The sequence below is a fragment of the Allobosea sp. BE125 genome, from assembly GCF_031456075.1.
In the GTDB taxonomy this organism is placed as follows: Bacteria; Pseudomonadota; Alphaproteobacteria; order Rhizobiales; family Beijerinckiaceae; genus Allobosea.
In genome coordinates this window covers 218,497-232,003 of record NZ_JAVDTY010000002.1, presented here as the reverse complement: position 1 = coordinate 232,003, position 13,507 = coordinate 218,497, and the positions used below count along the sequence as shown (strand labels likewise).

Genomic DNA, 13,507 nt, shown 5'->3' with positions numbered 1-13,507 from the left:
GATTTCCGACGAGCATTCCATTTTGGAATAGCTCTTTCGCTGTGCGTCGTCGTGGACTAATGTGGGCGATGCTTTCGGATGCGCCCTCGCTTCTCTCGGCGCCGCTGCCGCGGCGGCTGCCTTCGACCATGGGCCTGCGCGTCGTCGAGGCGGTTGCGCGTCACGGCTCCTGCTCGGGCGCTGCCGACGAACTGAATCTGACCCAGAGCGCTGTCAGCAAGCAGTTGCGCGGCGTCGAGCAGATTGTCGGCGCGAGCCTGTTTGCGCGCAACCGGCGTGGCCTGGAGCCGACCGAGGCCGGCCACGCCTTCATCGGTCCGGCCAGGGAGGTGCTGGTCGCTTTGGCGTCGGCGGTCGGCGGTGTTGCAGGTTTTCGCCAGGAGCAGCCGATGCTCAGGCTGCATGTGCTGCCGATCCTTGGCGATCGCTGGCTGGTGCCGCGATTCTCGCGCTTCGCCGAGGAGCATCCCGAGATCGAGGTCCAGTTCACTAACTTCGTCGCCCATGGCACGGACGAAGCCGCGGATGCGATCTTTCGCTTCGGTGAGGGCGACTGGCCCGGGCAGCAGGCGGACTATCTATTTGGGCGCGATGTCGCGCTGGTCGCGGCGCCGGACCTGCTGGCGCGCCTGGGACCAATCGGCGATGTCAGCGATATCGCGCGGTTCCCGGTGCTCGACCATCCGCCCACGCCGCTGCGCTGGGGCGAGTTTGCCGAGGCCAATACCGCGGCTGAGCTTGTTCCACAGCGCGTGATCCGCTTCGGCTTCTATGCCCTGGTCATCCGTGCTGCGATCGCGGGGCAGGGGTTGGCGCTGGTACCGCGCGCGCTGGTCGTGGAGGAGCTTTCGGCGGGCCGCCTCGTCAATCCGGAGGGGCTCGGTTTTCGCAGCCGGCACGGCTATTGGTTGACCCGCCCGGCGGATCGTCCACCGAGCCCGGCGCTCGTCCTGCTGCGTGATTGGCTTGTCGCGGAGGCGGTCGGGATGCAAGAAGCGCGGTGAACGAGAAGCGCCATGAAGCGGACCGGCGGTCGAGACGCCCCGGCCATGAAGGGTTGAAACGATGCAGCTAGGAATGGTCGGCCTCGGCCGGATGGGTGCGAACATCGTGCGCAGGCTGATGCAGGCCGGGCATGATTGCGTGGTCTATGACCGTGACCCCAAGCCTGGCGCTGCGCTCGCCGAGAAGGGGGCGGTCGTCGCCTCCGAGCTGAAGGACATGGTCGCCAAGCTTGCCGCGCCGCGCGCCATCTGGGTCATGCTGCCGGCGGGCGAGATCACCGAGGCGACGCTGACCGAATTGTCCGGCCTGCTGTCTCCAGGCGATACTCTGATCGACGGCGGCAACGCCTTCTGGAAGGACGATGTCCGGCGCGGCCAGGAGCTTTCGGCCAAAGGCCTGCATTATCTCGACATCGGCACCAGCGGCGGCGTGCATGGGCTGGAGCGCGGCTATTGCCTGATGATCGGCGGCGACAAGGAGACCGTCGCGCGATTGGACCCGCTGCTGAAGGCGCTCGCGCCCGGCAAGGGCGATATCCCTGAGACCAGCCATCGCGACGGTCGCAATCCGACCAGCGAAGAGGGCTATCTCCATTGCGGGCCGGTCGGCGCGGGGCATTTCGTCAAGATGGTCCATAACGGCATCGAATACGGCATGATGCAGGCCTTCGCCGAGGGCTTCGACCTGCTGCGCAATGCCTCCGCCAAGGAGGGCCTGCCGCCGGAATACGGCTTCGATTTCGATGTCGCCGAGATTTCCGAGGTCTGGCGGCGCGGCTCGGTCGTGACCTCCTGGCTGCTCGATCTGACGGCATCGGCGCTCGCAGCCGACGAGGATCTCTCGGCCTATACCGGCAATGTCTCGGATTCGGGCGAGGGGCGTTGGACAGTGCAGGCCGCGATCGAGACCGCGACGCCGGCCGAGGTCCTCACCTCCTCGCTTTATACCCGCTTCCGCTCGCGCAAGGACCACACCTTCGCCGAGAAGGTGCTTTCGGCCATGCGCGCCGGATTCGGCGGCCATGTCGAGCCCAAGAAGCCGGTCTGACGCGCCATGAACAACTCGAAGAAGGGCGTCGGGCCCGCCGTCATCGTCGTCATGGGCGTCGCGAGCTCGGGCAAGACCTCGCTGGGCGAGCGCCTGGCCGAGCATCTGGGCTGGCCGTTCCGCGATGCCGACTCGTTCCACCCGCCGCAGAATGTCGCCAAGATGGCGGGCGGTACGCCGCTGAACGACGAGGACCGCAAGCCCTGGCTCGCAGCCATCGCCGCCTGGATCGACGAGCTTCGTGCCTCAGGCAAGAACGGCATCGTCACCTGTTCGGCGCTGAAACGGGCCTATCGCCGCGTCATCATCGGCGATCGACCCGATGTCGCACTGGTCTACCTCAAGGGCTCGCGCGAATTGATCGGCGCGCGCATGGCGGAACGACAGCACCATTTCATGCCGCCCGCGCTGCTCGACAGCCAGTTCGCCGCGCTGGAGGAACCCGGCGAGGAGGAACACCCGCTGGTTATGCCGGTCGAGCTGCCGAAGGATGAGATCCTGCGCGCGGTGCTGACGAGGCTTGGTTTGACGGAACCTGGTTTGAATTGACCCTGTCAGGGCTGGCGCTGTCGCGCCGGCCAATCAATTGTTCCAGAGCAGAACAGCGCCCACCAGATCAGGATCGGTTGCAGAGCCAGTCTCGGGCCATGATACCACCAGCTCGTAGGCAGCCCTGGAACTGCAATGGCTTCCATGGCGTGCTTGATGTTGGCCGGGAAGACGCAAAGCGCGTAGAGCGCCAGCCCGATGCCTGCTGCTTTGCGCAGGTTCGGGACCAGCAAGCCCGCGGCGCCGAGGATTTCCGCGACACCTGTCAGGATGACGACCTCGCGCGGCGCCGGCACCCAGTCCGGCATGATCGGCAGGAAGGCCGTGGGCGAGCGCAAATGCAACAGGCCGGCGGCAAGATAGAACGCTGCCATCAGCCAGCGCATCGTGGCGCGCAGTTTCACGTCACCTCGAACCAGGACCAGAGCCCGAGATCGAAGCGCTCAAGGACCGTCGAGGAGATCATCCAGCGCCCTGGATTCTCGGCGATGAAGGCGATGTGCAGCCGCTTGCCCTCGGGAATCTGCACCGTATCCATGAAATAGGGCTCCCAGCCGTCGTCGAGCGGATGGAGCAGCCGGAAGCAGTGGCCATGCACATGGATCGGCTGGAGGAAGGCCGTCCGGTTTTCGATCGCGAGCACGATCGGCGTGCCACGCTTGACGCTGACGAGCGGCTTGGTGGCGTCTCCGACACCGCCATTGATCCGCCAGGGTTTGGTGAGATCGAGGCCGGCAAGATCCAGCTTGAGCTCGGGCATGACCTTTGCCCCGCCCTCGATGACGATCTGGGGCCGGACCGCATCCTGGAGGCGCACCGCAGCAGGGAGCGTCGGGTTGGGCTTCAGCGCGGCAGGCGCGATCGCGGCCGCTTTCTTTGCGCCCTCGGCTACCAGCCGGACAAGCGGAACACCGGCGCCGATCAGCGCGGTCACGATCGCAGTCGCGCCCGGCTCCTCGGGCATGTCGACGATCAGATCGTAGCGCGTGCCCGGCGCGAAAGGCAGTTGCGCGCGCACCGGCTCGAAGGTGTCGGTCGGCTGCCCGTCGACGGCAACGACCGAGGCCTTCACCCCGTCGAAGCGCAACCGCATGATCCGGGCGTTGCAGGCATTGGCGAGGCGCAGGCGGACGCGCGCGCCCGGCGCGACCGCAACGCGCTGCGGCGGCGGAGCGCCATTGACCGTCAGCCAGCTTCCGAGCCGGCCGCCGGCCGCGCTCTCGGAGCTTGCCGCTGCGAAGGGACGGATGGCATGGTCGTCGCCGAGCAGCCAATCCGCGACCATAACCGGCAGGTCGAGGTCGACCGCCAGCGGTTCCGCCTCCTCGACGATCAGCAATCCGCCAAGGCCCCGGCCGGCCGGCTCGGACGAGCCGCCGACAAGCAGCGGCCGATAGAGGAAGGTACCGGCATCCGGCGGCGTCAGCCTATATTCGAAGCTCGTGCCTGGAGCGACCGGCGGCTGGCTGAAGCCGCCGACCCCGTCCATGGCGGCCGCGCCACGCAGGCCTTGCCAGTGCAGGGACAGCGGCAAGGTGGTGCGGTTGTCGAGCTTGAGGCGCAGCGTCTCGCCCAGCTTGATTCGCAGAGCCGGCCCTGGAGACGCACCGTTCAGCGCCAGGATGTCGGTTTCGCCCGCCGGCGCCGGCCGCAGGCGCGCCTTGCCGGGACCCGCAACCAGCAGGCTCAATGGCGGCTCGGCCCCTGCTGGGCCGGCCGGCGGCCTGGCCTGGGACGAGGCCCGGCCGGCAAGCGCGATCGTCGTCGCTGTGCCAAGGGTTGCGGCGCCAAGGGTTGAGGCGCCAAGGCCGGCGAGCGTGGCACGCCTTGTCGGCGCAAGGAGCGGTCGCAAGGAGGGAGGGAGGCCTTTGTCGGTCATGCGCCCGGCATAATCTGTGGCGTGCGATCTGGCGAGAGGCAGCCTTCGCGCGGCTTGGCGATGCGCCGTGATACGGCGCGGTGGGGTGGCCTTTGCCGCTTGGCGATGCGCCGCGATACGGTGCGGCAGGGCGACCTTCGCAGAAACGTCGCATTTTTTTGCTGCATGGCCTGCTCGAAATGCGTATAGCACCGCGGCCCAACGATGGCCGCGCTGCGTTTGCTCGCGTGCAGCGCTATCGGGCCGGCGGGCGTGGCGGAATTGGTAGACGCACTGGTTTTAGGTACCAGCGGCGAAAGTCGTGGGGGTTCGAGTCCCTCCGCCCGCACCAGCAAGCGTGCGATCGCATCATGACGTTAGCGTCGTGGCGCGGGAATCGTTCGCTGAAGAAAAATGGATTTCGCGAGCGCGGCGGCGGTCTCCCGGCGTCGCGCTTTGGACATTGAAGTAACGCTGTTGGCGGATCGAAAACGATGAACGTGACCGAAACCCTGTCCCAGGGCCTCAAGCGCGAGTTTCAGGTGGTGTTGAACGCCGCCGACCTCAAATCCAGGCTCGATGACGGCCTTCAGGGCCTGCAGGGCAAGGCCAAGATCAATGGCTTCCGCCCCGGCAAGGTGCCTGTCGCCCATCTGCGCCGTCTCTATGGCCGCTCGGTCATGTCCGATGTGCTGCAGAACGCGGTCAACGAGGCGAACCAGAAGATCGTCACGGATAACGGCCTGAAGCTCGCCTTCGAGCCGCAGATCCGCTTCCCCGAGAACAAGGACGAGATCGAGGCCGCGATGGAGGCCAAGGGCGATCTCGCCTTCACCGTCGCGCTCGAGGTTCTGCCGAAGATCGAACTCGCCGACCTGTCGGACGTCGCGCTGACCAAGCCCGTCGCCGAGGTGCCTGACGCCGATGTCGACGCCGCGCTGGAGCGCATGGCCGGCCAGAACCGCACCTATTCGAACAAGGGCGAGAAGGCCAAGGCCGCCAGCGGCGACCGCCTGATGATCTCCTTCGTCGGTACGCTCGAGGGCAAGCCCTTCGACGGTGGCACGGGCGAGGGCATCCCGCTCGATCTCGGTGCAGGCCAGTTCATCCCCGGCTTCGAGGAGCAGCTCGAAGGCGCCAAGGCCGGCGAGACCCGCACGGTCAAGGTGACCTTCCCCGAGAACTACACCGCGACCCATCTTGCCGGTAAGCCGGCCGAGTTCGAGGTCACGGTCACCGAGGTGCAGGCGCCCGAGGCGGTCAAGATCGACGACGAGCTCGCCAAGGCCTTCGGCATGGAGTCGCTCGATGCGCTGAAGACCGCGATCCGCGAGCAGATCGGCCGCGATTTCGGCGAGCAGTCGCGCCGCAAGCTGAAGAAGAGCCTGCTCGACGCGCTCGACGCGAAATACACCTTCGAATTGCCTCCGACCCTGGTCGAGCAGGAGTTCGCCAGCGTCTGGAGCCATGTCGAAGTCGACATGAAGGAAGCCAAGAAGTCCTTCGAGGACGAGGGCACGACCGAGGAAGCAGCGAAGGCGGACTACCGCAAGATCGCCGAGCGCCGCGTGCGCCTCGGCCTCGTGCTGGCCGAGATCGGCGAGCAGGCCAAGGTCCAGATCTCCGATGACGAGGTCACCAAGGCCCTGGTCGAGCGCGCCCGCCAGTTCCCCGGCCAGGAGAAGCAGGTCTGGGAGTTCTACCAGAAGAACCCACAGGCCCTGGCCGAGATCCGCGCCCCGATCTTCGAGGAGAAGGTCGTCGACCACCTGCTGGAGCAGGTGAAGGTCGAGGACCAGAGCGTCACGCGCGAAGCGCTCTACGCCGATGACGAGGCGGATGAGACTGCCGAGGCCAAGCCGAAGAAGGCCGCCAAGAAGGCCAAGAAGGCTGACGCCAAGGGCGAGGACAAGGCCGAAGACGCTTCGGCCTGATTGTCGGCAACCTTAATCGCAATATTCGCGCCGCCGGGCTTCATGCTGGGCGGCGCTTCTCTTTTCAGCCGCGTTTGCCGTGCTTATGTGGGTGTCCTCCGAGACATTCGCTGATTCCCCATCCGCCGAAGCCGGCGCCGCCACCCAAGGACGATTTTCATGCTGCGCGATCCGATCGAGACCTACAACAATCTCGTCCCGATGGTGGTCGAGCAGTCCAGCCGTGGCGAGCGCGCCTTCGACATCTATTCGCGGCTGCTGCGCGAGCGCATCATCTTCCTGACCGGTCCGGTCGAGGACTATTCCGCCTCGCTGATCGTGGCGCAGCTCCTCTTCCTCGAGGCCGAGAACCCCAAGAAGGAAATCTCCTTCTACATCAACTCGCCCGGTGGCGTGGTGACGTCGGGCATGTCGATCTACGACACAATGCAGTTCATCCGCTGCCCGGTCACGACCTTGTGTGTCGGCCAGGCCGCCTCGATGGGCTCGCTGCTGCTGACCGCCGGTGCCAAGGACATGCGTTTCGCGCTACCCAACGCCCGCATCATGGTCCACCAGCCCTCGGGCGGCTTCCAGGGCCAGGTCACCGACATCCTGATCCACGCCCGCGAGGTCGAGAGCCTGAAGCGCCGGCTGAACGAGATCTACGTCAAGCACACCGGCCGCTCCTATGCCGACATCGAAGCGGCGCTGGAGCGCGATAATTTCATGACTGCCGAAGCGGCGCGCGATTTCGGCCTGATCGACAAGGTCATCGACAAGCGGCCGGAAGACGCGACGGCCTGATCGGCCGCGTGGGCTGCGACCAGCCGCCCCGTTGCCTGTGGGTTGGCGCGGCGGCTGCGAAGGGCCATATTGCAAGGGGACCGGCCCCATGTTTGCATGGGGAATCGGGCGAGCGGACTGGCGCTCCCAAACGGTCCGGTTTTGGGTCGGCTCTGTCCACCGGGTGTTCCGGAACGGGGCGTTAACCTAATGATCGTGATCTGAGCGTCTATTAATGACGGAGAGACGACGGTTGCATCCGCTCAGGCTGATGTGGTCGTCCGGCTCCGAGAATGGAGATGGACGATGAGTAAGGTCAGCGGCGGCGATTCGAAGAGCACCCTCTACTGCTCTTTCTGCGGCAAGAGCCAGCACGAGGTTCGCAAGCTCATTGCGGGCCCGACCGTGTTCATCTGCGATGAATGCGTCGAGCTCTGCATGGACATCATCCGCGAGGAATCGAAATCCGCGCTGGTGAAGTCGAAGGACGGCGTTCCGACACCGCGCGAGATCCGCAAGGTGCTGGACGACTACGTCATCGGCCAGGACCACGCCAAGAAGGTCCTCTCGGTCGCGGTCCACAACCACTACAAGCGCCTTTCGCACGCCTCGAAGCACAATGACGTCGAGCTGGCGAAGTCGAACATCCTGCTGATCGGCCCCACGGGCTCGGGCAAGACGCTGCTTGCGCAGACGCTCGCCCGCATTCTCGACGTGCCCTTCACCATGGCCGACGCGACGACACTGACGGAAGCCGGCTATGTCGGCGAGGATGTCGAGAACATCATCCTGAAGCTGCTCCAGGCCTCCGACTACAATGTCGAGCGGGCGCAGCGCGGCATCGTCTATATCGACGAGATCGATAAGATCAGCCGCAAGTCGGACAACCCCTCGATCACCCGCGACGTTTCGGGCGAGGGCGTGCAGCAGGCCCTGCTCAAGATCATGGAAGGCACTGTCGCCTCCGTGCCGCCGCAGGGCGGGCGCAAGCATCCGCAGCAGGAATTCCTGCAGGTCGACACCACGAACATCCTGTTCATCTGCGGTGGCGCTTTCGCGGGGCTGGACAAGATCATCTCCAGCCGTGGCAAGGGCACCTCGATCGGCTTCGGCGCGACGGTGAAGGGGCCTGACGACCGCCGCACCGGCGCGATCTTCCGCGAGGTCGAGCCCGAGGATCTGCTGAAGTTCGGCCTGATCCCGGAATTCGTCGGCCGCCTGCCGGTCCTGGCGACTCTGGAGGATCTCGACGAAGCGGCGCTGAAGACCATCCTGACCGAACCGAAGAACGCGCTGGTGAAGCAGTATCAGCGCCTGTTCGAGATGGAGGACACCGAGCTGACCTTCACCGACGAGGCCGTCAGCCTGATCGCCCGCAAGGCGATCGACCGCAAGACCGGTGCGCGCGGCCTGCGCTCGATCATGGAAGGCATCCTGCTGGAGACGATGTACGAGCTGCCGGGGCTGGAAGGCGTCGAGCAGATCGTGATCGGTCCGGAGGCCGTCGAGTCGAAATCGCGGCCGCTCTTCATCTATTCGGAGCGTGAGGAAGAGGCGAAGTCGGCCTCTGCGTGAGATGCCCGCCAAGCACCCAAGACATTGCAAACGCGCGCCTGTTGGCGCGCGTTTTGCGTCGTGGGGCAGGTTGGGCGGTCGCTTGCTTCACCCCGCGACAATCCAACCTGGGGATGCCTCGAAGGCTCGCTTGAAAGCCGGCGAGGAAGTCTCCACTTTAGGTGCACTTGCGAGAGTCGCATGCCTGTTGAGGGTGTGATGCGCGAGGGCGGACGTGGCGATCGTCGTCTCGGCCGCATACGTCAGGTGGCTCCGCCCATTTGGGGGTAGGCCTGGCGCAACCACAAAGGACAAGTCATGACTGGCTCGGCGCCCCGCGCTCCTTTCGTTCCCGGCGAGACCGGCCTCTACCCGGTGCTCCCCCTGCGCGACATCGTCGTTTTTCCGCATATGATCGTGCCGCTCTTCGTTGGCCGCGAGAAGTCCATCCGCGCCCTCGAGGAGGTCGTGAAGACCGATGGCCTGATCCTGCTCGCCACCCAGAAGAATGCTGGCGACGATGATCCTGCGACCAAGGATATCTATGAAATCGGTACGCTTGCCCGCGTGCTGCAACTGCTGAAGCTGCCCGACTCGACCGTGAAGGTGCTGGTCGAGGGCGTCGGCCGCGCCAAGGCGACCGCTTATGTCGCCGATGACGCCTTCTATCAGGCCGAGGCCGTTGGCCTGGCCGAGGAAGACGGCAAGAAGGTCGAGGTCGAGGCGCTGGGCCGTTCGGTCGTCAGCGAGTTCGAGAGCTATGTAAAGCTCAACAAGAAGATCTCGCCCGAGATCGTCGCCGCGGTCTCGCAGATCGACGAAGCCTCCAAGCTCGCCGATACCGTCGCCTCGCATCTTGCCGTCAAGATCGCGGACCGCCAGGCGGTGCTCGAGATCACCCATGTCGCGCATCGGCTGGAGAAGGTTCTCTCGCTGATGGAAAGCGAGATGTCGGTGCTCCAGGTCGAGAAGCGCATCCGCTCGCGCGTCAAGCGCCAGATGGAGAAGACGCAGCGCGAGTACTATCTCAACGAGCAGATGAAGGCGATCCAGAAGGAGCTCGGCGACGGCGAGGAAGGCCGTGACGAGCTGGCCGAGCTGGAAGAGCGCATCGCCCGCACCAAGCTCTCCAAGGAGGCCCGTGACAAGGCCGTCGCAGAGATGAAGAAGCTGCGCCAGATGTCGCCGATGTCGGCCGAGGCGACGGTGGTGCGCAACTATCTCGACTGGATGCTCGGCATTCCGTGGAACAAGCGCTCCAAGATCAAGAAGGATCTCTCGATCGCGCAGGGCGTGCTCGACGACGATCATTTCGGCCTCGACAAGGTCAAGGACCGCATCGTCGAATACCTCGCCGTGCAGCAGCGGACGAACCGGCTCGCCGGTCCGATCCTGTGCCTCGTCGGTCCTCCCGGTGTCGGCAAGACCTCGCTCGGCAAGTCGATCGCCAAGGCGACGGGCCGCGAATTCGTGCGCATGTCGCTCGGCGGCGTGCGTGACGAGGCCGAGATCCGCGGCCATCGCCGCACCTATATCGGCTCGATGCCCGGCAAGATCATCCAGTCGATGAAGAAGGCCAAGACCTCCAACCCGCTCATCCTGCTCGACGAGATCGACAAGATGGGCCAGGACTTTCGTGGCGATCCCTCGGCGGCCCTGCTGGAAGTGCTTGATCCCGAGCAGAACGGCACCTTCAACGACCATTACCTCGAGGTCGATTATGACCTGTCGAACGTGATGTTCGTCACCACGGCCAACACGCTGAACATCCCGCCGGCCCTGCTGGACCGGATGGAGGTGATCCGCATCGCCGGCTACACCGAGGATGAGAAGACCGAGATCGCCCGGCGTCACCTGATCCCGAACGCGATCAAGAAGCACGGCCTCGAATCCAAGGAATGGTCGATCGACGACGAGGCGCTGATGACGCTGGTCCGCCGCTATACGCGGGAGGCGGGCGTCCGCAACCTAGAGCGCGAACTCTCCAACACCGTCCGCAAGGCGGTGAAGGACATCGTTCTCTCGAAGAAGAAGAAGGTCGCCGTGACCACGCCGGTGCTTGAGGAGTATCTCGGCCCGCCGCGCTATCGCTATGGCATGGCGGAGACCGAGGATCAGGTCGGCGTCGTCACCGGGCTTGCCTGGACCGAGGTCGGCGGCGAACTCCTGACGATCGAAGGCGTGATGATGCCCGGCAAGGGCAAGATGACCGTCACCGGCAACCTCAAGGATGTGATGAGGGAATCGATTTCGGCGGCGGCCTCCTATGTCCGCTCGCGTGCCATCGATTTCGGCATCGAGCCGCCCTTGTTCGACCGGCGCGACATCCACGTCCACGTTCCCGAGGGCGCAACCCCAAAGGACGGCCCGTCGGCAGGCATCGCGATGGCGACCGCCATCGTCTCGATCCTGACCGGCATCCCGACCCAGCGCGACGTCGCCATGACCGGCGAGGTGACGCTGCGGGGCAGGGTGCTGCCGATCGGCGGTCTCAAGGAGAAGCTCCTGGCGGCTCTGCGGGGCGGCATCAAGAAGGTGCTGATCCCTGAAGATAACGCCAAGGATCTGGTCGACCTGCCCAAGTCGGTGAAGGAGGGCATGGAGATCATCCCGGTCTCGCGGATGGAGCAGGTGCTGCAGCATGCGCTGACGCGCCAGCCCGTTCCGATCGTCTGGGAAGAGGATCTGACCGCGCTGCGGCCGAAGGCCGCCGAAGATGATGCCGCAGGCGGCCTCATTGCCCACTGAGGCGAACAGCTTGGCCCAATGAGGCGAACAGCCTGACCGGGGAGCCGCCGGCGTTCAGCGCCGGCGGCTTTTTCTTTGAGTGAAGCGTGAAAAGGGGAGAAGCGCGCGATTCGCTTCATCTCGGCGCTTGATGGCGGGGGCGCCAGGCCTTAAACCCCACGGCATCGGGGCGGTTAGCTCAGTTGGTAGAGCGTCTCCTTTACACGGAGAGGGTCGCGGGTTCGAGCCCTGCACCGCCCACCATGCCCCGCCCAGGCGCATTGGCGTGCTCGGCTAGCGCGGGTCGAGGTCGTGGCGGAGGCTCTGTCGCTATAGCGCCGTACAGCCCGCAGCGATCGAATTCCGCCATCTTTCTACGTCCTCCTGTGATCCCCGTCGTGGTCGAGGAGGTGGAGTGAGGTTTCTTCCAAATGTGCTGGCAGGGGCAAACATGCTGGCAGGAGGCTGCCTGACCTTCTGCGGGTTGGCGGTCGCACAGGATCAATCGGCCGTCCCCGAGGGCTTCTTTGCCAATCGCCCGGCTTTCTCGCAGCCGGAGCAGGCCGCCCGGATGCCGGCGACCTGCGAGACCGTGAAAACACAACTGCCGAGCACTGTTCCAGCCGATGCGCGCGTCGACATGGCGATCAAAGGCCCGGTCAGCCTGATCCAAACGGATGGAACGCTGTGGTATGTTGCCGTGTGCTCCGATCCGGGAGTCCGAATTCTCTGCGTCACCTATAGCGGAAACGAGCTGAAGCTCGGCGACCAGGTGATTCTGCGGGGAGGTTATAGCCGCCAGGACGATCGTCATGTGCTGCTCGACCCCTGCCTGGCGTCGCCCGACCGTGGCGAGGCATCCGGCGAGGATTGAACCGAATCGGGTATGGCGGACGTCCTTGGCCCCGGTTTGGCGGCGTATCCGGCTTCCAATCGCGTCCGCTTGCATGGGCAAGTTGATGTCCGCGTGAACATGTTTCTGTCGCCGGCTGTGAATTTACCTGACCAGCGCGCTTGACACTTTCCGCCTCTCGCCATAATCCCAACCCCGCTGAGGCCGAGGCCTTAGCCGCCCTGCGCGGGTGTAGCTCAGTTGGTTAGAGTGCCGGCCTGTCACGCCGGAGGTCGCGGGTTCGAGCCCCGTCACCCGCGCCATTTTCCCCTTACATCGCAATCTGATAGGCAGGCCACCCCGCGTCGTTTCCGATGCGTCCGGCGCGGACTGCTTGCCGCGTGGCGCAACTGGCTTAATCTCCCATCGCCTTGAGCCGCCATGAGATGGCGCCCGCCGGAGATGTTCATGCGCCTCACAGTTGTCGCCAGTTTCATGATCGCGAGCCTTTGCGTCTGGGGCCCCGCAGGAGCCGCCGAGGTCAAGGTTCTGACGGCGGGAGCGTTCAAGCCGATCGTGCTGGCTGTCGCCGCTGATTTCGAGAAGCAGAGCGGCCACAAGCTCGTCATCGACAACGATACCGCCGGCGGGTTGCTGCGCCGCATCACGGGGGGCGAGGCGTTCGATCTCGCCGTGCTGACGCCTGCTGCGGTTAAGGAGCTCGTCGAGGCCGGCCGGATCGCTGCGGGCACGCCGAGGAACCTGGCGCGGACCTCGGTCGGCGTGGCGGTCAGGGACGGCGCCCCGCGCCCCGATATCGCAACTGTCGCGGCTTTCAAGGCCACGCTGCTCGCCGCCGGCAAGGTCGCCTATATCGATCCTGCGGCCGGTGGCTCGAGCGGGATCTATTTCGCCAAGCTGCTGGAGACGATGGGCATCGCGGATTCGGTCAAGGCCAAGGCCGTGCTGGTGCCGGGCGGTCTGGTCGCGCAGCGCCTTGTCACCGGCGAGGCCGATCTCGCCATCCACCAGATCAGCGAGATCCTGGCCGTGAAGGGAGCGACGCTGGTCGGTCCGCTGCCGACTGAGATCCAGAACTACACGACCTATACCGGCGGCATCGCAGCGGCGAGCACGCAGCCGGACGCGGCCAAGGCATTCCTTGCCTTTCTCGGGGGCGATGTCGCCAAGCGTATCCTGGCCGAGAAGGGCATGGAAAGCGCGCCGAACTGATCA

The 13,507-nt window shown here is 65.3% G+C and carries 11 protein-coding genes and 3 tRNA genes; 12 read left to right on the top strand and 2 right to left on the bottom strand.

The window, feature by feature from the left end; genetic code table 11:
• Positions 1–68 precede the first annotated feature (68 nt).
• The 3 genes from J2Y55_RS06400 to J2Y55_RS06390 all read left to right on the top strand — a co-directional run bounded on the left by J2Y55_RS06400 (position 69) and on the right by J2Y55_RS06390 (position 2,601).
• The gene (locus J2Y55_RS06400; protein WP_310149387.1) at positions 69–1,004 is read left to right on the top strand and encodes a LysR substrate-binding domain-containing protein; all 936 of its coding nucleotides are present in this window, start codon (positions 69–71) and stop codon (positions 1,002–1,004) included.
• A 61-nt stretch (positions 1,005–1,065) separates the two neighbouring features.
• Entirely contained in the window at positions 1,066–2,052 is a 987-nt protein-coding gene (gene gnd / locus J2Y55_RS06395; RefSeq protein WP_310149384.1) for a phosphogluconate dehydrogenase (NAD(+)-dependent, decarboxylating), read from the top strand.
• A gap of 6 nt (positions 2,053–2,058) precedes the next feature.
• Positions 2,059–2,601, top strand: coding sequence for a gluconokinase (locus J2Y55_RS06390; RefSeq protein WP_310149380.1), 543 nt, complete (start codon positions 2,059–2,061; stop codon positions 2,599–2,601).
• 5 nt (positions 2,602–2,606) lie between these two features.
• Here the strand turns inward: J2Y55_RS06390 and J2Y55_RS06385 are convergent, their stop codons facing one another.
• The gene (locus J2Y55_RS06385) at positions 2,607–2,999 is read right to left on the bottom strand and encodes a DoxX family protein (protein ID WP_404978857.1); all 393 of its coding nucleotides are present in this window, start codon (positions 2,997–2,999) and stop codon (positions 2,607–2,609) included.
• A 2-nt stretch (positions 3,000–3,001) separates the two neighbouring features.
• Positions 3,002–4,453 carry a multicopper oxidase family protein gene (locus J2Y55_RS06380; protein ID WP_310149377.1) on the bottom strand — a complete coding sequence of 484 codons (1,452 nt, stop codon included), beginning with the start codon at positions 4,451–4,453 and terminating at the stop codon, positions 3,002–3,004.
• Positions 4,454–4,726: 273 nt separating this feature from the next.
• Here J2Y55_RS06380 and J2Y55_RS06375 point away from each other — a divergent pair.
• From J2Y55_RS06375 to J2Y55_RS06335, 9 genes are all read left to right on the top strand, one after another.
• Positions 4,727–4,811: transfer RNA gene (locus J2Y55_RS06375), tRNA-Leu, on the top strand.
• A 142-nt stretch (positions 4,812–4,953) separates the two neighbouring features.
• The gene (gene tig, locus J2Y55_RS06370) at positions 4,954–6,393 is read left to right on the top strand and encodes a trigger factor (RefSeq protein ID WP_310149375.1); all 1,440 of its coding nucleotides are present in this window, start codon (positions 4,954–4,956) and stop codon (positions 6,391–6,393) included.
• 159 nt (positions 6,394–6,552) lie between these two features.
• Positions 6,553–7,179, top strand: a complete 627-nt coding sequence (locus J2Y55_RS06365; RefSeq protein ID WP_404978830.1) for an ATP-dependent Clp protease proteolytic subunit — start codon at positions 6,553–6,555, stop codon at positions 7,177–7,179.
• A 285-nt stretch (positions 7,180–7,464) separates the two neighbouring features.
• Positions 7,465–8,733 carry an ATP-dependent Clp protease ATP-binding subunit ClpX gene (gene clpX / locus J2Y55_RS06360; protein ID WP_069691738.1) on the top strand — a complete coding sequence of 423 codons (1,269 nt, stop codon included), beginning with the start codon at positions 7,465–7,467 and terminating at the stop codon, positions 8,731–8,733.
• A gap of 297 nt (positions 8,734–9,030) precedes the next feature.
• Complete coding sequence (gene lon, locus J2Y55_RS06355) at positions 9,031–11,460, top strand: endopeptidase La (RefSeq protein ID WP_310149371.1); 2,430 nt, start codon at positions 9,031–9,033, stop codon at positions 11,458–11,460.
• Positions 11,461–11,627: 167 nt separating this feature from the next.
• A tRNA-Val gene (locus J2Y55_RS06350) sits at positions 11,628–11,703 on the top strand.
• 187 nt (positions 11,704–11,890) lie between these two features.
• Positions 11,891–12,313, top strand: coding sequence for a hypothetical protein (locus tag J2Y55_RS06345; RefSeq protein WP_310149368.1), 423 nt, complete (start codon positions 11,891–11,893; stop codon positions 12,311–12,313).
• Positions 12,314–12,517: 204 nt separating this feature from the next.
• Positions 12,518–12,594 (top strand) — tRNA-Asp (locus tag J2Y55_RS06340).
• Positions 12,595–12,739: 145 nt separating this feature from the next.
• Complete coding sequence (locus J2Y55_RS06335) at positions 12,740–13,504, top strand: molybdate ABC transporter substrate-binding protein (protein ID WP_310149365.1); 765 nt, start codon at positions 12,740–12,742, stop codon at positions 13,502–13,504.
• Positions 13,505–13,507 lie beyond the last annotated feature (3 nt).

Coding starts and splice junctions, on each gene's coding strand:
- J2Y55_RS06390 (WP_310149380.1), top strand. CDS start 2,059: ATGAACAACTCGAAGAAGGGCGTCGGGCCCGCCGTCATCGTCGTCATG.
- J2Y55_RS06400 (WP_310149387.1), top strand. CDS start 69: ATGCTTTCGGATGCGCCCTCGCTTCTCTCGGCGCCGCTGCCGCGGCGG.
- lon (WP_310149371.1), top strand. CDS start 9,031: ATGACTGGCTCGGCGCCCCGCGCTCCTTTCGTTCCCGGCGAGACCGGC.
- tig (WP_310149375.1), top strand. CDS start 4,954: ATGAACGTGACCGAAACCCTGTCCCAGGGCCTCAAGCGCGAGTTTCAG.
- J2Y55_RS06345 (WP_310149368.1), top strand. CDS start 11,891: ATGCTGGCAGGAGGCTGCCTGACCTTCTGCGGGTTGGCGGTCGCACAG.
- J2Y55_RS06365 (WP_404978830.1), top strand. CDS start 6,553: ATGCTGCGCGATCCGATCGAGACCTACAACAATCTCGTCCCGATGGTG.
- clpX (WP_069691738.1), top strand. CDS start 7,465: ATGAGTAAGGTCAGCGGCGGCGATTCGAAGAGCACCCTCTACTGCTCT.
- J2Y55_RS06335 (WP_310149365.1), top strand. CDS start 12,740: ATGCGCCTCACAGTTGTCGCCAGTTTCATGATCGCGAGCCTTTGCGTC.
- gnd (WP_310149384.1), top strand. CDS start 1,066: ATGCAGCTAGGAATGGTCGGCCTCGGCCGGATGGGTGCGAACATCGTG.